14 protein-coding genes are annotated in these 18,739 nt (G+C 69.4%); 4 read left to right on the top strand and 10 right to left on the bottom strand.

All coding sequences use genetic code 11. The annotated features are described in order from the left end of the window. Window positions 1-118: 118 nt before the first annotated feature. The 3 genes from OG344_RS02875 to OG344_RS02865 form a co-directional block, all read right to left on the bottom strand. The gene (locus OG344_RS02875) at window positions 119-1,372 is read right to left on the bottom strand and encodes a trypsin-like serine peptidase (RefSeq protein WP_405086861.1); all 1,254 of its coding nucleotides are present in this window, start codon (window positions 1,370-1,372) and stop codon (window positions 119-121) included. A 473-nt stretch (window positions 1,373-1,845) separates the two neighbouring features. Then, complete coding sequence (locus tag OG344_RS02870; RefSeq protein WP_405086860.1) at window positions 1,846-3,030, bottom strand: trypsin-like serine peptidase; 1,185 nt, start codon at window positions 3,028-3,030, stop codon at window positions 1,846-1,848. Window positions 3,031-3,312: 282 nt separating this feature from the next. Continuing rightward, the gene (locus tag OG344_RS02865) at window positions 3,313-4,500 is read right to left on the bottom strand and encodes a hypothetical protein (RefSeq protein ID WP_405086859.1); all 1,188 of its coding nucleotides are present in this window, start codon (window positions 4,498-4,500) and stop codon (window positions 3,313-3,315) included. Between the two features lie 209 nt (window positions 4,501-4,709). Here OG344_RS02865 and OG344_RS02860 point away from each other — a divergent pair, with 209 nt between their 5' ends. Continuing rightward, on the top strand, window positions 4,710-5,243 hold the full coding sequence (locus OG344_RS02860) for an SSI family serine proteinase inhibitor (RefSeq protein ID WP_405086858.1): 534 nt from the start codon (window positions 4,710-4,712) through the stop codon (window positions 5,241-5,243). 129 nt (window positions 5,244-5,372) lie between these two features. Here OG344_RS02860 and OG344_RS02855 read toward each other — a convergent pair whose 3' ends face one another. Beyond that, window positions 5,373-6,524 (bottom strand): trypsin-like serine peptidase, encoded by a 1,152-nt coding sequence (locus OG344_RS02855; RefSeq protein ID WP_405086857.1) that lies wholly within the window; start codon window positions 6,522-6,524, stop codon window positions 5,373-5,375. Window positions 6,525-6,835: 311 nt separating this feature from the next. Between OG344_RS02855 and OG344_RS02850 the strand changes: the two genes are divergently transcribed. Beyond that, window positions 6,836-7,798 carry a zinc-binding dehydrogenase gene (locus OG344_RS02850; RefSeq protein ID WP_327047687.1) on the top strand — a complete coding sequence of 321 codons (963 nt, stop codon included), beginning with the start codon at window positions 6,836-6,838 and terminating at the stop codon, window positions 7,796-7,798. Window positions 7,799-7,800: 2 nt separating this feature from the next. On the opposite strand, the gene OG344_RS02845 is transcribed toward OG344_RS02850, so the two are convergent. From OG344_RS02845 to OG344_RS02820, 6 genes are all read right to left on the bottom strand, one after another. Further along, window positions 7,801-8,592, bottom strand: coding sequence for a PadR family transcriptional regulator (locus tag OG344_RS02845; RefSeq protein WP_327047686.1), 792 nt, complete (start codon window positions 8,590-8,592; stop codon window positions 7,801-7,803). A 64-nt stretch (window positions 8,593-8,656) separates the two neighbouring features. Next, entirely contained in the window at window positions 8,657-9,517 is an 861-nt protein-coding gene (locus tag OG344_RS02840; protein WP_405086856.1) for a DUF4097 family beta strand repeat-containing protein, read from the bottom strand. 60 nt (window positions 9,518-9,577) lie between these two features. Next, window positions 9,578-9,754: a DUF6104 family protein gene (locus OG344_RS02835; protein WP_327047685.1), complete on the bottom strand. Its 177-nt coding sequence runs from the start codon at window positions 9,752-9,754 to the stop codon at window positions 9,578-9,580. A gap of 83 nt (window positions 9,755-9,837) precedes the next feature. After that, on the bottom strand, window positions 9,838-13,596 hold the full coding sequence (locus OG344_RS02830) for a multifunctional oxoglutarate decarboxylase/oxoglutarate dehydrogenase thiamine pyrophosphate-binding subunit/dihydrolipoyllysine-residue succinyltransferase subunit (RefSeq protein ID WP_327047684.1): 3,759 nt from the start codon (window positions 13,594-13,596) through the stop codon (window positions 9,838-9,840). Window positions 13,597-13,793: 197 nt separating this feature from the next. Beyond that, window positions 13,794-14,435: a phenylalanine--tRNA ligase beta subunit-related protein gene (locus tag OG344_RS02825; RefSeq protein ID WP_327047683.1), complete on the bottom strand. Its 642-nt coding sequence runs from the start codon at window positions 14,433-14,435 to the stop codon at window positions 13,794-13,796. 112 nt (window positions 14,436-14,547) lie between these two features. Then, on the bottom strand, window positions 14,548-17,091 hold the full coding sequence (locus tag OG344_RS02820; protein ID WP_405086855.1) for a glycoside hydrolase family 9 protein: 2,544 nt from the start codon (window positions 17,089-17,091) through the stop codon (window positions 14,548-14,550). Window positions 17,092-17,322: 231 nt separating this feature from the next. On the opposite strand from OG344_RS02820, the gene OG344_RS02815 reads away from it, so the two are divergent. Beyond that, window positions 17,323-17,577, top strand: coding sequence for a hypothetical protein (locus tag OG344_RS02815; RefSeq protein WP_405086854.1), 255 nt, complete (start codon window positions 17,323-17,325; stop codon window positions 17,575-17,577). Window positions 17,578-17,638: 61 nt separating this feature from the next. Further along, window positions 17,639-18,700: an MBL fold metallo-hydrolase gene (locus OG344_RS02810; protein WP_405086852.1), complete on the top strand. Its 1,062-nt coding sequence runs from the start codon at window positions 17,639-17,641 to the stop codon at window positions 18,698-18,700. Window positions 18,701-18,739 lie beyond the last annotated feature (39 nt).

Here is an 18,739-nt window from a genome sequence, read left to right as displayed (position 1 = left end):
CGAGACCCTTCCTCGGTTTACTTCCACCGCGAGCGAATAAGGCCGGCGTCGCGCCTTGGGAGAAAACGAAAGAGCCCGGCCGGAGGCCGGGCTCTTCGTCAAGCCTGATCCGCTGGGATCAGTGGTTCAGCGGGTTCTCGAAAGGAATCGCGATCGAGCCGGACCAGTTGTTCTTGGCCGCGCTGTAGACGCCGTAGGTCTCGCCGTCGAAGTACGGGGAGACGGAGGTGTCGTAGCGGTCGTTGCCGTCGGTGTCGGAGACGCCGATGGTCACGCCGTTCAGGTAGCCGAGACGACGGCCGTTGTTGTACTTGAGCAGCCACGCCGAGCCGAGCGCGCCCTCACCGGTGAAGGAGGACTTGACGGCCTGCAGCTCCTCGGCCTTGATGGCCGGGGCCTGCGCGGCGAAGGTCTTGCCGTAGCTCCACTTGAGGGTCTTGCCGGTGAAGGCGTAGTTGCCGTCCGGGTGCGACCCGCTCGGGTAGCCGAACACGAAGACCGGCTGGCCGATCTTCTGGTTGTAGGCCAGACCCTGACCACCGACGTTGTCACCGAGGCGACCAGCGTCGATGAACTTCCACACGTAGTAGTGCCACTTGCCCTGGCTGTCCTGGCGCCGCTTGAAGAAGCAGCGGCCACGCTCCTGGTCCTTGGCGCGGTACTCCGCGGGGAACTTCTCGTAGGTCTCCTTGTGGACCTCGTACCACTCGCCAGGGGCCGCTTCCGGCTCGGACAGGCCGTCGTGACCGATCTTCAGACCGTTGTACACGGTGACGAACGCGTAGTCGCGGTCGCCGTCCTCGTACACGTCGTAGTCGTAGTGCGTGTACGCCGTCTTACCGACGTAGATGCCCCACGGGGTCTTGCCCTGGTAGTAACCGGGCACGAACACCCAGTTCTGCAGGGTGGCCGCGTTGGACTCGGTGTCGTAGACACAGTGTCCGGCGGTCGCGACCAGGTTGCGGTAGGCCGCCTGCACGGAGGTGGCGGTGCACCAGTGCGGCCTGCCGTCGGCGCCGTCGAAGAACACCTTGCCCGTGGTCTTGGGCAGGTTCACGTTCTTCGACTTGGCGACGGTCTTCTTCTCGTCGCCGATCGCCGGAACCACACCGGGCTTGCTGTCCGGAGTGGGACCGCCCTTGCTGATGTGCTTGGCGACGACCTTGGTCTCGACGGTGTAGGGCGTCGCGTTGACCAGGTTCGCGTACTCGTTGTTGTACCAGTAGGCGACCGTGGCGTAGGCCGCGATGCCGTTGGTGGCGAGTGCGTCGCTGGCGACGTCCTTCGGGGCGGCCTGAGCCGGGGCGGCGAGGCCCGCGGCCAGGAGGCCGGCGGTGGCGACAAGGCCACCGAAAGCCAGAGTGCGCTTCATGGGGAACTCCTTGGTCTGTCGTGAGACGCCTCTTGCGTCCCATCCGTCAGAAGAGGGATGGCCAGACCATACAGCCCCGATTTGGACCGAAACAGGCGAACGAGCGGGGGTTCGGATCCCGCCGGGCGCCGAGATCTTCGCGTGACCTGACTGACTGCGCGCAAACCCTTCTGTCGACCCGCCTCCTCGATCGTTTCCGCAGTCTGGGAGTTTCCTGGGAGTTCTCTGACCGAATCCTGTGGAAGGAGGTGACGACGGCGGCCGCATTCTGATGTGACGCGAATCACACCCGATTCATGGAACGGATCGCAGCCGCGCGGTTTGACCTGGTCCTTCACATCGGGCGGCGTCGTCTTTCCCCATTGGTGGGTTTACACCTTCCGCACAGAACTTCCGTCGGTACGCCGGAAGGCCCGGCTGAGGACAGCCGGGCCTTCCGTGGGGGGTGTCGCCGCGGGCGGCGATCAGGCGGATCAGGCGATGGAGCCGGACCAGACGTTGGCGGCGGCCTTGTAGACGCCGTAGGTCTCGCCGTCGAAGTACGGGGAGACGCTGGTGTCGATCCGGTCGTTGCCGTCGGTGTCGGAGACACCGCTGGTGACGCCGTTCAGGTAGCCCAGGCGGCGGCTGCTCGAGTAGGTGAGCAGCCACGCCGAGCCCGAGGAGCCCTCACCGGTGAAGGAGGACTTCACGCCCACCAGCTCCTCGGCCTTCACGGCCGGGGCCTTGGCGGCGAAGGTCTTGCCGTACGACCACTTGAGGGTGTTGCCGGAGAAGGCGTGGTTGCCGTCCGGGTGCGAGCCGCTCGGGTAGCCGAACACGTAGACGTACTTGCCGACCTTCTGGTTGTAGGCGAAGCCCTGGCCGCCGACGTTGTCGCCGAGGCGACCGGCGTCGGTGAACTTGACCACGTAGTACTTGCCGCCCTTGGCCTTGCGGATGAAGCCGTCGTACTTGTCGTACTCCTTCTTGTCGACCTGCTTCCAGTTCCACTCGGCGACGTTGCGCAGGTCGCCGCCGCGACCGGCCTTGACGCCGTTGTAGACGGTCACGAACGCGTAGTCGCGGTCGCCGTCCTCGTAGACGTCGAAGTCATAGTGGGTGTAGGCCGTCTTGCCGACGTAGATGCCCCACGGAGCCTTGCCCTGGTAGTAACCGGGCACGAAGACCCAGTACCTCATGGTGGCCTTGTTCGACTCGGTGTCGTACACGCAGTGGCCGGCGGTGGCGACCACGTTGTGGTACTTCGACTGCAGCGAGGTGGCGGTGCACCAGTGCGGCCGGTGGTCGGCGCCGACGAAGAAGACCTTGCCGGTCGTACGCGGCAGGTTCACGTTCTTGGACGCGCCGCTGGCCTTGGTGCCGCCGCCGGTGGGGGCGACGGTGCCCGGCTTGCTGTCCGCGGACGGCCCGCCCTTGGAGATGTGCTTCGCGGAGACCAGAGTCTCGTGGTCGTACGGGGTGGCGTTGACCAGGTTGGCGGCCTTCTCGCTGAGCCAGAAGGCGACGATGTTCTTCGCGGCGACTCCGCTCGCGGCCAGGGTGTCCGAGGCCGTGTCGCGGGCGGCCTGAGCCGGCACTGCCAGGGTGGCCCCGACGAGGCCGGCGGCGGCGATGCCTCCGATGGGGAGGATCAGGCGCCTGACTCGGGTGTTCATGAATCTCCAGGTGCTGTCGTGTGGTACGCCTCATGCGTCCCACCCGTGTGTAAAGGGCTAGTAAAGACAGTACCTGCGCTTTTCGCCCCTGCTTTGCGTGCTTTCCAGGTGACCTCGTCCGTTACTTGACGGTTATCTCCGACAGCTCTTGTCAGGATGAGGATCACGACTCGGCATCGGCGCAGGTCTGATCGAGAGCGGTCCGTGTAAAGATCGGCACGCAGCGCGACCGCCAGGGGGGTCGTTGTGTGAGCTAAATCACAGCTAAAACATGAGGCGGGCTCAGCCGGTGCCCTGCCGGCCCGCCTGCGCGTACACCCGCCGGGTGAGCGTGTTGAAGTACGGCGTGGAGACGGCGTCGAGACGCCCGCCACCACTGAGGTTCCAGGTCAGGCTGGTGACCCCGGTCAGGTAGCCGGTCCGCTTGACGTCGTCGTAGCCGACGACCCACGGGCCGCCGCTCGCGCCGGCGGTGAAGGCGCAGCCGGGCAGGCGCACCCCGTGCTCCAGCTGCCAGGTCGGCGCGCTGACGGTCTTCTTCTCCGTCGTGCCGGAGCAGGTCCGCACCGTCTGGCCGTCGTACGGGCGGGTGCCGTCGGGATGAGCCCCCGCGGGGTAGCCGAAGGCGCTGACGCGCCGGGCGAGCGGCTTGGCCGAGGTGAACAGGAAGGCGCCGGCCTTGTCCTCCAGGCGCCCCACGTCCACGGCCCGGTACTTGAACCTGCCCTGCTCCGTGTACGCCTGCCAGGTGAAGCCCCGGTGCACGGTCACGAAGGCGTAGTCGCGGTCGAAGTCGCCCTGGCCCGCGAAGTCCTCGTGCATGTAGAGCGTGTGGCCGACGAAGATCCCCTTGGGGGCCACGCCGTCGTGGTAGGACGGGATGAAGATCCAGTTCTCCACCGGCGTGTCCTGCGCCAGCGCGTACGCGCAGTGCCCGGCGGTGGCGACGAGGTTGCGGTGGACCGAGTGGACCGCCGAGGCGGAGCACCAGTACTGCTTGTCGCCCACCTTGAAGAAGACCTTGCCCACCATCGGCGGGGCGTCGCCGGGGACGGAGGCGGCCGCCCGCCGGGGCGGAGTCGCGCCCCGGCTCACCTCGCCGGGGACCACCTCCTGCGCCGAGGGGACGCTCTTCGCCGGCGGCGACGGCTTCGTGCTCGGCACGTAGCTGCTCGCCTGCTTGAGCCGCTCGGGGCTCCAGTACGCCGCCACCCGCTCCTTGTCCGTCTGGGTCGGCGCGAGGGCGAAGCTGCTGACTTCGTCTCTGCTGACGCCGCCTCTGCTGACTCCGCTTCTGCTGACCACACCCGTGCCGGCCGCACTCCTGTCGAGGCCGCTCACGACGGAGACCGGGGCCGCGGCGATGTGGAGCGAGGCCGTCGCGGGTGTGGCCGGTCCCTGGCTCCAGAGCACGGCGGCCAGGCCCGCGGCGGCGGCTGCGCCACCGGCGAGTGCGAGCTTCCTGGTCACCGTGGGCCTCTCAGATGGGAGATATGGATAGTAAGGGGTGATTTTTCCAGATCCACACGGTTCAGGCACAGCTTCTTGCCCAGCTCGTTATGAAACCAGCGGAACCGAAGCGGTCTGTGGTACGTCGGATTTCCTTGTGGCGCGGAGTGTGCGCTTGCTCGGAGGCATCCCCACGGGAACGCTGGCACCAGCGGAAACGGGGGGATCGAATGAGAACGCTGCTTGTCCTGCTCGCCGGTGCGGCCCTGGCCGCCGGCCCGTCCGGCCACGCGTCGGCGTCCGGCCACGCGTCGGCGTCCGGCCACGGAAGGGCGGGAGGCCTGCCCGCGCCGCCGTCGCCCGAGATCGCGCGTCCGGCTCCCCCGCCCCCGTCCGTGGCCCCGTCCTCGTCTGTGGCCCCGTCCACGGCCGCCCGCGTCCGCGTCCGCGTGGCGATCCTGACCGTGGCGAACGGCGTGCAGGCGGATCCGCCGGCCCGCTCGGCCTTCCTGAACTGCTCTCCAGTCGGGGCTCCGGCGGGGGGTACGCATCCCCGTCCGGCCGAGGCGTGCGCGCGGCTGAGCAGAGCGGTCTCCGACCCGGCGAACCCGTGGCCGCCTCCGAGCGGGCCCTGCACGACGATCTACGCACCTGTGACGGTCACCGCCAGCGGTATCTGGGACGGGAAGTACTTCCAGCTCCGGCGCACCTTCGGCAACGACTGCGAGATGCGGTCGTCCACCGGCGCGCTGTTCGACTTCTGACGCATTCCACCGCACCCGGCGTAGGCGGGACGTAAGACATGCGAAGGGCCCGGCGGTCGCCCGCCGGGCCCTCGTCCACCTGGACGTGCGCGCCCCTGACCGAATGGCCGTGCGGTCAGGCCGCCCGCGTCACTGCGTCCACCGGTTGGCGGCCGCCGCGTAGACGTCGTAGGTCTCGCTGTTGAAGTACGGCGAGGAGATCCGGTCGTACCGGTCGTTGCCGTCGCTGTCCCAGGCGATGCTGTTGATGCCGTTCAGGTAGCCCTTGCGGGTCCTGCTCTTGTAGTCGAGCAGCCACGGGCCGCCGCTCGCGCCGGCGGTCATGCCGCACCTGAACCCGATGTGCTCCTGAAGGTTGTACTTCGGCGCGGCCGGCATGGGAGTCGTCTGGCCGTAGCACCACTTCATCGTCCGCCCGGTGAACGGCCGGTCGCCGTCCGGGTGCGGGCCCGCCGGGTAGCCGAACGAGAACACCCTGACCTTCGTGCTGCGGTTCCAGGTGAAGCCCTGGCCGCCCACGTTGTCGCCCAGGCGGCCGGCCGGGGTGGTCGTGTACTGCGTGGCCGTCGTGTACTGCGTGGCGGAGCCGACCGTCTTCGGAGTGAGCCGGAAGCCCGACGACACGTTCACGAACGCGTAGTCGTAGTCGTAGTCCTCCCTGACCACGAAGTCGTCGTGCGCCTGGAACCACTTGGCGGGATAGATGCCGTACGGCGCCTTGCCCTCCCACGCCTGGTCGCCGTCCCAGTAGGAGGGGATGAAGATCCAGTTGTCGTAGAACTGGTTCGACACCGGGTCGTAGACGCAGTGTGCCGAGGTGGCGACCACGTTGCGGAACCTGCTCTGCACGGACGTGCCGGAGCAGTACTTCCAGCTCCGGGGGTCGAGCGGATTCTGGCCGGGCAGCGTGAAGAACACCCGGCCGACCGTGTTCGGCAGGTTGACCTGCCGGGACACCCCCGCCTTGGTCTTCTCCGCGCCGATCGGCGGGACCGTGCCCGGCTTGCCGTCGGGGGTGGTCGTGCTGACCTTGCCGAAGCCCTTGACGGAGTTGCCGAGTTCCTCGCTGTAGTCCTTGGCCGCCCGCATCCGCTGCGGCGTCCAGAAGGAGACCGCCTGGGCGGGCGTCTGGGGCGCCGCCTTGACGGTCACGTCGCCGGGACCGGCCTGCGCCGAGGCCGCCGGTTGGGTGACGCCGACCATGCCGACCATGCCGACCACGCCGGCCGCGACGAGCGCACCGGTGAAGGGGATGGTCAGGCGTCGTGCTCGGGGGATCATGAAGCTCCTTTCCCTGGGACGGATGAGGGTGCGTCCCATTCAGCAGGAAAACGCTCCGAAGATTAACGACCGGATCTCACCGGCTGTGGTGCTTATAACCAGAACAATCAGCAGATTGCCCTATCTGTTATCGATAGCGGCTGGTTATGGCTCGTATCTGCCCAGTTCAGCAGGGGTGTGGTGGGGTATGACGTCTTACCGGACGAGGGGTTCACCGCCATTCTTGACGGGTCTCGATTGATTTCCGGCGCTCTGGTCCCGGTAATGTCCCTGTTTATCAACAGACCCGGAGTGCGCGGTAGTGTGCTGGCATGTTCGCCGTCACCGCCACGCAGATCGATCCGGATGACCCGCTGAAGGGCCTGACGCTGGGTGAGCGTCCCGAGCCCGCCGTACCGGAGGGCTGGGCCACCGTGACGGTCCGGGCCGCCTCGCTCAACCACCACGACCTGTGGACCCTCAAGGGCGTGGGGATCAGCCAGGACCGGTTGCCGGTCGTCCTCGGCTGCGACGCCGCGGGAGTGGACGAGGACGGTGAGGAGGTCGTCGTCCACGCCGTGATCGGCACGCCGGTGGACGGCGACGAGACCCTCGACCCGGCCCGCTCGCTGCTGTCGGAGAAGTACGACGGCACGTTCGCCGAGAAGGTCGTGGTGCCCCGGCGCAACCTGGTGCGAAAGCCCGCCGCGCTCTCCTTCGAGGAGGCCGCCTGCCTGCCCACGGCCTGGCTGACGGCCTACCGCATGCTGTTCGACAAGGCCGGACTGGAGCCGGGCTCGACCATCCTCGTCCAGGGCGCCGGCGGCGGCGTGGCGACCGCGCTGATCGCGCTCGGCCGGGCCGCCGGATACCGCGTCTGGGCGACGAGCCGGTCGGAGCACAAGCGGGAGCGGGCACTCGGCCTCGGCGCCGACCGGGTCTTCGAGACGAACGCCCGCCTGCCCGAGCGGGTGGACGCCGTCATGGAGACGGTCGGCGAGGCCACCTGGAAGCACTCGCTCAGCTCCCTGCGCCCCGGTGGCCGCATCGTCACCTGCGGCGCGACGAGCGGCATGGTCGCCCCGACGCAACTCGTGCAGGTCTATTTCCTGCAGAAGTCGATCATCGGGTCGACCATGGGGACGCGCGAGCAGCTCGCGCGGCTCGCGGTCTTCCTGGAGCAGACGGGCGTACGGCCGGTGATCGACCGGGTGCTGCCGCTCACCGAGGCGGCGGAGGGCTTCGCGGCCGTCCACCGGGGCGACGTCTTCGGCAAGGTGGTCTTCACCCTCTGACGTCAGGAGCGCATGGCGCGGCGGATCCGTTCCGCGGCCTCGTCGAGAGCGGCCCGGCACTCCGCCAGCGCCTCCTCACTCCGCGCGCCCGCCCCGGAAGACTCCCCGGAAGACTCCCCGGAAGACTCGGCGAGAGAGCGGTGGAGGTCGGTCACGAAGTCGGCCAGCATCCGGCTGAGAGCGGGGTCGGGACCGGTGCGCGGGGCGCCGTCGCGCCGGCTCCCGCCGAACCCCCAGGACTCCTCCCAGATGCGGCGCCACTCCTGCTGCCAGCGGTCGCGCTCCTCCTGCCAGTCCTGCTTGTGACGGCGCCACTCCTCCTTCTGCCTGCGCCACTCCTCCCTGGCCTGGTCGCGGTGCCGCTGCCACTCCTCCTTCTGGTTCCGGTTCAGGTCCCGGCCGTCGTCGCCGATGTCCCGGGCCATCTGGGTGAGCTCGTCGCGCAGGGACCGCACCGTCTGCCGCACGTCCTCCTTCACCTCCCGGGCGATGTCCTGGACCGAGGCGGTGATCTCCTGCTCCAGCTCGGCCAGCTCGTCCATCCGGTCGGTCAGCTCGGCCCGGCCCTTGTCGGTCAGCGTGAAGACCTTCTTGCCGTCCACGACCTCATGGGTGACCAGGCCCTCGTCCTCCAGGCGGGCGAGCCGGGGATAGATCGTTCCGGGGGAGGGGGAGTAGACGCCGAGGAACCGGTCCTGCAGCAGCCGGATGACCTCGTATCCGTGCCGCGGGCTCTCCTCCAGCAGCTTCAGCAGGTACAGCCGCAGCCGCCCATGCCCGAAAACGGGACTCATGCCACCTCCTCGCCTTCGGCTCGGAGCGGCATTCGCCAGACACTGTGCTTATTGATTCGCTCGCTCATGCTGTCTCCTCCTCTTCCCGCCCGCCGGTGGGGGGACCGCTCAGCAGGGTGACGTCGCCCGACATCGTGGTCGCGGAGAGCGAGGCCATGCCGCCGCCCAGCCGGCCGCCGAGCGTGCGGACGCCGGGCACGGCGGTGGACTCCAGCCCGGGGAACGCCGACTCGACCCTCCCGGAGGTCGAGCGGACGGTCACGTCGGCGTCGACGGAGCGCGGGAGCCGTACGACAACGGGGCCGGACACGCTGTGCATCGTGACGTGACCGTTGGGCGCGAGCTCCAGGTCGGCGGTGATCCGGCCGGACACCGTGTTCGCGCGCAGCCGCCGCGGCCTCCCCCCGGCGACGGTCAGCTCACCGGAGACGCTGCCGAACGACAGGTCGCCGGCCATGCCCCGGCTCTCCACCGAACCCGAGACCGTCTCGGCCTGCACCTCGCCGCTGACACCGTCGAGGACGATCTCCCCGGAGACGCTCTTCACCCCGGTGGTCCCCTCCATGCCGGTGACCACGGCGGCGGCCGAGACGACCCCGGCCTGCACGGGACAGGTGCTCGGCACGGTGAGCGTCAGGGTCGTGCGGCGCGAGCCCGGGCGTAACCACCCGAGGACCCCGTCCCACGTCAGGTCCTTGTACGTGACCGTCAGGCGGCCGTCGGCCTCGTCGTGGGTCACCAGCAGCGGCGCCCCCTCCACCTCCGTCACCTCCAGGCTGGGCGGGCCGTCACTGGCCAGCACGGCCAGCCGGCCGGCCACGATCCGCACGTTCAGAGCTGTCACCTTGCCGAACGTGAGCTGCCCAGGGGAGTCGATCGTCCATTGGGGCATCGCCAAGCCCTTCCACGCGAGTCCTGCGGTCACACAAACACGATATATCGCGTCTGTGAAAAGTCAAGATGTATCGCGTTTGGTCCGGCAGTCTCAGTCCTCGTCGTCGTCCAGGCGGGCGAGCCAGGTGGCCAGCCGCTCCACGGGCACCTCGAACTCGGGATGGAGATCCACGAACTCGCGCAGCCGCTCGGCGAGCCAGCCGATGCCGACCTCCTCCTCGCCGCGCCGCTCGACGAGCTCCTCGATCCCCTTGTCGGTGAAGTACATGCCTCGCTCCAGTGAATTACCTGATCATGAGGAGAGGTCCCCCACAGGGTGCGGGGGACCTCCTCAATCCTGCGGGTCGCCGGTCAGTCGAAGATCTCGTCGAGCATGCCGCGCAGCTCCGCGTCGTGCTTGGAGTGGGAGCCGACGGCCGGCGACGAGTTCGGCGTACGCGAGACCCTGCGGAGGGCGCGGCCGCCGAGCAGGTCGGGCCGTTCCGTCAGCTTGAGCGCCAGGTAGGGCCACGGGCCCATGTTGACCGGCTCGTCCTGCGCCCAGAGCAGCTCCGCGTCGGCGCCGTAGCGGGACAGCTCGGCCTTCAGCGGGTTCTCCGGGAAGGGGTAGATGCGTTCGAGCCGGACGAGCGCCACGTCCTTCCTGCCGTCCTTCTCGCGCCGGGCGAGCAGGTCGTAGTAGATCCTGCCGGAGCAGACCACGACCTTCCGGACCGCCGCCGGGTCCACCGTCGCGTCGCCGATGACCGGGCGGAAGGCGCCGGAGGTGAACTCCGACGTGGCCGAGGCCGCCGCCTTGAGCCGCAGCAGCGACTTGGGCGTGAACACGACCAGCGGCTTGCGCCGGTCCGACAGCGCCTGCCAGCGCAGCAGGTGGAAGTAACTCGCCGGGGTGCTCGGCTGCGCCACCGTCATATTGTCCTGGGCGCACAGCTGCAGGTAGCGCTCGATCCTGCCGGAGGAGTGGTCCGGCCCCTGGCCCTCGTAGCCGTGCGGCAGCAGCAGCACGACGGAGGAGCGCTGGCCCCACTTCTGCTCGCCCGACGAGATGAACTCGTCGATGATCGACTGGGCGCCGTTGGCGAAGTCGCCGAACTGCGCCTCCCAGAGGACCAGGGCGTCCGGGCGGACCACGCTGTAGCCGTACTCGAAGCCCATCGCGGCGAACTCGCTGAGCAGCGAGTCGTACACGTAGAACTTCGTGGTGCCGTGGTTGAACGTCTTGAGCGGCGTGTGCTCCTCGCCGGTGGTCCGGTCGACCAGCACCGCGTGGCGCTGGCCGAAGGTGCCGCGGCGGGAGTCCTGCCCGACGAGGCGCACCGGGTGGTCGTCGATGAGCAGCGAGCCGAACGCGAGCATCTCGCCGGTCGCCCAGTCGATCGAGTCCTCGGCGACCATCGCGCCGCGGCGCTGGATGACCGGTGCGAGACGCGGGTGGACGGTGAAGCCGTCGGGCAGGTTGAGCTGCGTGTCGACGACCCGCTTCACGACCTCCTCCGAGATCGCCGTCTTGGTGTCCTCGTGCGACCACCGGAACACCTCGTCCGGCTCGGGGACCACCACCGCGCCCGGTTCGAGCGGCTGCCTGGTCGCCTCCCGGGTCTCGGTGAAGGCGCGTTCCAGCCGCTCCTGGTAGTCGCGCAGGGCCTGCTCGGCCTCCTCGACCGTGATGTCGCCGCGGCCGATCAGCGCCTCGGTGTACAGCTTGCGGGTCGAACGCTTGGCGTCGATCAGGTCGTACATCAGCGGCTGGGTGAAGGCCGGGTTGTCGGTCTCGTTGTGGCCGCGCCGCCGGTAGCAGATCAGGTCGATGACCACGTCCTTGCGGAACGCCTGGCGATACTCGTAGGCGAGCCGCCCGACGCGTACGACGGCCTCGGGGTCGTCGCCGTTCACGTGGAAGATCGGAGCCTGGATCATCTGGGCGACGTCCGTCGCGTACACGCTCGACCGCGACGAGGCGGGGGAGGTGGTGAAGCCGACCTGGTTGTTGACGACGATGTGCACGGTGCCGCCCGTGCGGTAGCCGCGCAGCTGGGACAGGTGCAGGGTCTCGGCGACCACGCCCTGCCCGGCGAACGCCGCGTCGCCGTGGACGAGCACGGGCAGGACGGTGAAGCCCTCCTCGCCGCGCTCCAGCAGGTCCTGCTTGGCCCGGACCACGCCCTCCAGGACGGGGTCGACGGCCTCCAGGTGCGAGGGGTTCGCCACCACCGACGTGCCGATCTTGTTGCCGTCGGGGGCGACGAAGTCGCCGCTCGCGCCGAGGTGATACTTCACGTCACCCGAGCCGTGCGCGCTGCGCGGGTCGATGTTGCCCTCGAACTCACCGAACACCTGGGCGTACGACTTGCCCACGATGTTGGCCAGCACGTTGAGCCGGCCGCGGTGGGCCATGCCGATGACGACCTCGTCGAGGCGCTCGGCCGCGGCGGAGCAGATCACCGAGTCGAGCAGCGGGATCAGCGACTCGCCGCCCTCCAGCGAGAACCGCTTCTGGCCGACGTACTTGGTCTGCAGGAACGTCTCGAACGCCTCGGCGGTGTTGAGCCTGCGCAGGATGTGCAGCTGCTCCGCGCGGTCGGGCTTGGCGTGCGGCAGCTCCACCCGCGCCTGGATCCAGGCCCGCTCCTCGGGGTTCTGGATGTGCATGTACTCGATGCCGACCGTGCGGACGTACGAGTCGCGCAGCACGCCGAGAACGTCGCGCAGCTTCATCAGCGGCTTCCCGCCGAAGCCGCCCGTGGGGAACTCGCGCTCCAGGTCCCACAGCGTCAGGCCGTGCGACTGGATGTCGAGGTCGGGGTGCTTGCGCTGGCGGTACTCCAGCGGGTCGGTGTCGGCCATGAGGTGACCGCGGACCCGGTAGGCGTGGATCAGCTCCAGCACGCGGGCGGACTTGGCGACGTCGTCGTCGTGGGTGGCCGAGATGTCCTGGACCCAGCGGACCGGCTCGTACGGGATGCGCAGCGACTCGAAGATCTCGTCGTAGAAGCCGTCGGAGCCGAGCAGGAGCTGGTGGATCCGGCGCAGGAAGTCGCCCGACTGGGCGCCCTGGATGATCCGGTGGTCGTACGTCGAGGTGATCGTCATCACCTTGCTGATGGCCAGGCGGGACAGCGTCTCCGCCGAGGCGCCCTGGTACTCCGCCGGGTACTCCATCGCGCCGACGCCGATGATCGTGCCCTGGCCGGGCATGAGACGCGGCACCGAGTGGACCGTGCCGATCGTGCCGGGATTCGTCAGGGAGATCGTGGTGGCCTGGAAGTCCTCCACGCCGAGCTTGCCCGCGCGGGCCTTTCGGACGATCTCCTCGTAAGCCGTCCAGAACTGGCGGAAGTCGAGCGTCTCGGCCCGCTTGATCGAGGGCACCAGGAGCTGGCGGGCGCCGTCGCTCTTCTGCACGTCGATGGCGAGGCCGAGCCCGACGTGCTCGGGCTTGACCAGGATCGGCTTGCCGTCCACCTCGGCGTACGAGTGGTTCATCTCGGGCATGGACTCCAGCGCCCGGACGATCGCGTAGCCGATGAGGTGGGTGAAGGAGATCTTGCCGCCGCGCCCGCGGGACAGGTGGTTGTTGATGACGATGCGGTTGTCGATCAGCAGCTTGGCGGGCACCGCGCGGACGCTGGTGGCGGTCGGGACCGCCAGCGAGGCCTCCATGTTGGCGGCGGTGCGCGCCGCGGCGCCGCGCAGCTTCTCCTCCGCCGCGCCGGCCGGAACCGGGGTGGAGGCCTGCTTGGCGGGCTGCTTCTCCGGCTGCTTCGCCGGCGCGGGCGCCGTGACCTGAGGAGTGGCCTGAGGCGGCGACTGTGGCCGGCGCTGTGGTGCGGGCTGCGTCGTCTGCGGGGCCGGGCTCACCGGGGCGGGAGCCCCGGGGGCGGCCGTGGTGCCCGCCGTCGTGGTCGCCGTGGTGGCCGCGCCGTTCGCGGCACCGGCAGGCTTGGGTGGAGCGGGCTTGCCCGTCCCGTTGTAGTCAGCGAAGAAGTGCCACCAGGCCTGGTCCACAGACTCGGGATCTTCGAGATACTTTTGGTACAACTCGTCGACAAGCCACTCATTTTGCCCGAAGCTTGCCAGCGGGTTTGTCCGCGACGACTCAGACGACACGGCGGAAATCGCCCTCTTCCGCAGATCGGCGTTGATGTTTGGTGAACCTGTCCAAGGCTACTCGCCTCACACACCGAGGTGCGCCCGCGCGGGTCACCGGTCCCGGGCCATCCTCCCAGGATCGATCAAACAGGTCACGCGCGGATAGCCCGTCTGGGTGGTGAGGTGTCCCTCACCCTCTGGTCATCACGACTGGCTCACCCGAGGAGCCGCGACTCGATCCGGATATCGGGAGCTATAGCGGACAGCATACCCGCGAGGTCCTCACCGGCCGCATGCAGTGCCGGGATCGACAGCGGTTCGAGCCGCTCCAGAAGGAACAGCGCGTCGGCCGTCTCCTCGGTGATCCTGGTCCTGACGCACTGCCGCCAGTTCCATCTCCGGCAGGTGACGCCCTCGTCGTCGCGCCACACCACCTCGCCGATCGCGGGCTCGCCCAGCGCCTCCTCCGACGGCTCGTCGCCCGCGGCGCGGACCAGCCGGGCGGTGCCCCGGTAGCGGCGCAGGTCCTCGCCGCCGATCGGCAGGCCGTGCCGTACGGACACGGCGTTGTAGGCGTCCACCACCAGGTTGATCTCGGGCAGCGGCAGGCGGCGGACGAGCGCGTCCACCGACGGGCGGGTCCGCTGGGGCTTGGCCCCGAAGGCGCGGTACGCCGAGCGCCACGCCTCGATCCTCTCGTCGTCTTCCGGCACGGCGCCGGCCGCCGCGCCGGCCAGCCACTCCCGCGAACGGTGGTCGGAGGGGCCGTTACGCAGGCCGTACGCGCACACGACCAGGACGGCGAAGTCCGGACGCAGCGCCGTGACGGCGTCGTCCACCCAGATGTCGTCGATCACGCCCCACAGAGTAGTGCCCGGGTGGGCCGGCCTCGCCGGAATGGAACCGGCCGCCGCCTCTGCTGAGGCGGCGGCCGGAGTGCGGGTTACGGCGACGTGCTGATCAGGCTGATCAGGTGGAGCAGGCGGCGCCGTTGAGGGTGATCAGGTCGGGCGAGGGGTTGGCGCCGGGCGCCCCCAGGCCGTTGTAGCCGATGACGACCGACTGGCCCGGCTTGATGGTCTTGTTCCACGTCTCGTTCTCGGCGGTGACGGTCGCCGCCTGCTGCGAGAAGTTGGCGCTCCAGGAGTGGTCGATCTTCTGGCCGCCCAGGAACGACCACTGCAGCTTCCAGCCGTCGACGGCCTTCGTGCCGGTGTTCTCGATCGTGATCTGGGTGGTGAAGCCGGTCGGCCAGGAACCGTGCGTGGTGTAGGTGACCTTGCAGGCGCCGGGGGCCTTGACCGTGCCGTCGCCCTGGTCGGCGATGAAGGCCGACACCCACGACAGCGCGGAGTTCCAGTTGATGGCCTCCTCGTTCGTGGCGTACGAGCCGATGTCGTCGATGTAGCAGAACTGCGGCTTGCAGCCCTTCAGCTTGGCCTGGGCGACCGGGTCCTGGATGTCGGAGTTCGGGCCGCCCGCGAGCGTGCCGTGCGGCGGGTTCGGCAGCGAGGTGTCCAGCGAGTGGGCGTACCACCGGCTGTGCTCGTTCTTCGACGCGACCTCGCCGTAGCCCGTCACGTAGGACTGGTTGAGCGCGTTGCGGCCCAGCAGGTAGTCGATGGCCTCGATGGCGGCGTCGCGGTACTTCACCGTGCCGGTGATGTCGTAGGCCGCGCCGAGGACGACCGTGTTGTTGAGGACCGCGCTGTTGGAGCCCCAGAAGTAGTTGCCCGGGTCGAACGGCAGGCCGTACGGGTGGGCCTTGACGACGCCGAGGTAGCGCTCCGCGCCGTCGACGACCGACTGGCGCACGGCGGCGCGGCCCGGCAGTTCGTTCGGCACGGTCGCCAGGTCGAGGCGGCCGAGCGCGGCCACGTTGCCCCAGTCGAACACGCCGCTCTTACTCCACAGGTCGGCGGTGTGGTGCGGGGAGGCGAGGACGAAGTCCTTGTACTCCTTCTCACCGGTGGTGATGTAGAGCTCGGCCGCGGCCCAGTAGAACTCGTCGCTGACCTTGGCGTCGTCGTAGGTGCCGCCGCCGTTGCCGTCGGAGGGGGAGGCGAGCAGGTTCGGGTTCGCCTTGGCCGCCGTCCACGCCTTCTTCGCCGCCGCCAGGTTCTTCGCGGCGAACGCGGCGTCGTACGGCGCGAAGATCCGGGCCGCCTGGGCGGCGGTCGCGGCGAGGTTCAGCGTGGCGGCCGTGCTGACCGGGTGCAGTTCGCGCTTCTGCGGGTCCAGGTGCGGCAGCAGCGGCAGGCCGGTCCAGTTCTCGTCGTGGATCTTGTGGTGGACCATGCCGTCGGGCCGCTGCATCTTCAGCAGGAACTCCTGCTCCCAGCGGGCCTCGTCGAGCACGTCCGGGACGGCGTCGCCGCTCTCGGGAATGTTCAGGCTGCCGATGGGCTTGGCGGTCGGGGCGTTCTTGGTCCGCTCGAACTCGCTCATGATCTGGGCGACCGAGATGCCGCCGTTGACCACGTACTTGCCGTGGTCGCCCGCGTCGTACCAGCCGCCGGACACGTCGAGACGATAGTCGCACACGCCCGGCTGGCAGGGGACGTTCTTGTCACCCTGGTTGGGAGCCACGTCCACGTGACCGGCGGGACGGCCGTACCCGGGCCGCAGCGCGTCGTCGATCGCGATGCCGCTGCGCTGGGTGTAGTAGAACTTCAGCGCGTCGAGCTTGAGGGAGGCGTATGCGTCCGGCTTGATGTCGAACGGCCGGCTGGTCTCACCGTCGGCGGTGAGCGTGTAGCCCGTCCCCGCCTTGACGTACGAGCCGAAGTCGATCGAGTGGACGTTCTGCCCGGAGCTGTCGTCCACGCCGCGCGGGGTCGTCGAGCCGTGCGCGACCACGGCCCCGGCGGAGTTCTTGAGCTGCCAGGGCAGCGCGCTGGTGGCGCCCGTGACCAGGGTGGCGTTCTTGGGGCCCTTGGGCAGGTAGGCCACCTGGTTCACCCGCACCCGGGGACCGGTGTCGGGCGTGTAGACCTCCGGCGGTGCCCCGCCCTTGAGCGAGACGTTGTCGACGCAGAAGCGCCACGGCGTCGCGCTGCCGCCGATCTGGAAGACGACCTGGGCGTTGGGCAGGTCGACCGGCGAGGTGAACGTGTAGCTGTAGGTGTTGCCCGAGACGCTGACCTCGGGGGCCGCCGCCACGTACTGGGTGTAGGGATCGGTCGGCAGCTGGACGAACGCCCTGGCGACCTTCGACGGGTCGGCGGTGGCGAAGAAGCTGAACGCGTAGGTCTCGTCCTTCACCAGCGGGATGTCGTTGACGCCGATGATCGCGTCCCACGGGTTGACCGTCCCGCCGGGGACGTTCGTGCAGAGCCGGCCGCCCGACAGCTCGAAGTCCAGGTTCGAGGTGTGCCACCACGGGTCGGCGGTGGTGTCGAACGTGCCGTTGGGGATCTGTTCCGGGCCCTCGTCCGCCGTGACGGGAGGCGCGCCGGTCAGGCAGGCCGCGGTCAGTGCCGCCACGGCGAGAATGCCGATTCTTCTGAGCACAGTGGTCCTCGGGGTGGTCCTCGGGGTGTCCGCGAGGGAGTGATGGTGGAGAGAGCTGTGGGTCTGGTGGTGTGGGAGCGCTCCCAAAGGGGCGCGGCACTGATGTTTCCGCCGGATTTCCTGGGGCGTCAACGACATCCGTGGTCCTCCCCGCATGACCGGCGGTCAGGGGAGCGCGTCCCTGAAACTTTCATTTCCGCGATGAGAGCTTCGCGAAGCACGTGGGTTGTCGTGTCCCCGGAATGGATCAGGAGGTCTTCCGCGTACGGGACCCACGCGCGCCGACGCCGGCTGGATTCGCTGACCACCGATGCGGAGAACTTCGAGCGCGCGCGCGACCTGTGCGGCGAGGCGTGGGCCGAGGCCGCCGGCCTGTCCGATCTCGTGGTGAGGCTGTCGCCGGCGACGGTCGCGTCCGAGCGGGTGCCGGTCCTGCCGCTGGAGGCCGCGGCTCGCCTCGACGTGCGGCTCCCGGGGACCCGGTAGAACGACATTCGGTTCAGCGCGGCACAATCGGGCAGCGGAGCTGCGAGAGGGGCGTGGACCGGTGGGCAAGGCGAGCGTGACGGCGGCGAACGAGGCGCAGCGCGCCGCGTGGCGGGGAGGCGGCCTGCCGGAGGTCGAGCGGGTGCGTCCGGGGCTGTGGTCGATCCCCGTCCCGATCCCGATCAACCCCTTGCGCTATGTCCTGGTCTACGCGCTCGAAGTCCCCGGTGGAGTGGTCCTCGTCGACGCCGGATGGAACACCGGCGAGGCGTACGACGCGCTCGTGGCGGGGCTCGGGACGGCCGGATACGAGATCACGGACGTGAAGGCCGTGCTGGTCACGCACATCCACCCCGACCACTACGGTCTGGCGGGGCGCGTACGGGAGGTCTCGGGCGCCTGGATCGGGCTGCACCCGGCCGACGCCCGCCTCGTCCGAGGCCGCTACGACGACTCGGCGATCGACGATCTCGTCGAGCAGGAGCGCGCGCTGCTGCTCCGCTGCGGCGTGCCGGACCTGACGGCGCAGGAACTGGCGGGCGCGTCGGTCATGCTGCGCCAGTTCGTGACGATGGCGGCGCCCGACCGGCTCATCGAGGACGGGGACCGGCTCGGGCTGCCCGGCTGGGACCTCCGGGCGGTGTGGACCCCCGGTCACTCGCCCGGCCACCTGTGCTTCGCGGAGCCGGAGCGCAGGCTGCTGTTCTCCGGCGACCACGTGCTGGCGAGGATCACGCCGATGGTCGCGGTGCACCCGCAGTCGTCGCCCAACCCGCTGGCCGACTATCTCGACGCGCTGCGCGTGGTGGGCAAGCTCGACGTGGAGGAGGTGCTGCCCGCCCACGAGTACCGTTTCCTGGAACTGGACGCCCGGGTGGGCCACGTCATCGCGCACCACGAGGAGCGGCTCGCGGAGGTACGGCGGGTCGTCGCGGACGGCGACGGCGCGGCCTGCTGGGACATCGCCACCCGGCTGAGCTGGTCACGCCCCTGGGAGACGATCCCCGCGCACATGCGCAGGACGGCCAACGGCGAGACCCTCGCCCACCTGGTCTGGCTGGAACAGCGCGGCCAGGTCACCCGGGTGCCCGGCGAGCCCGACCGCTGGTACCCCGCCGACTGAGCCGTACGGAACCGCCCGGGAACCGCCCGGGAACCGCCC

The sequence above is a fragment of the Microbispora sp. NBC_01389 genome (genome assembly GCF_045040095.1).
Lineage (GTDB): Bacteria > Actinomycetota > Actinomycetes > Streptosporangiales > Streptosporangiaceae > Microbispora.
This window is presented reverse-complemented; position numbering and strand designations above follow the sequence as displayed.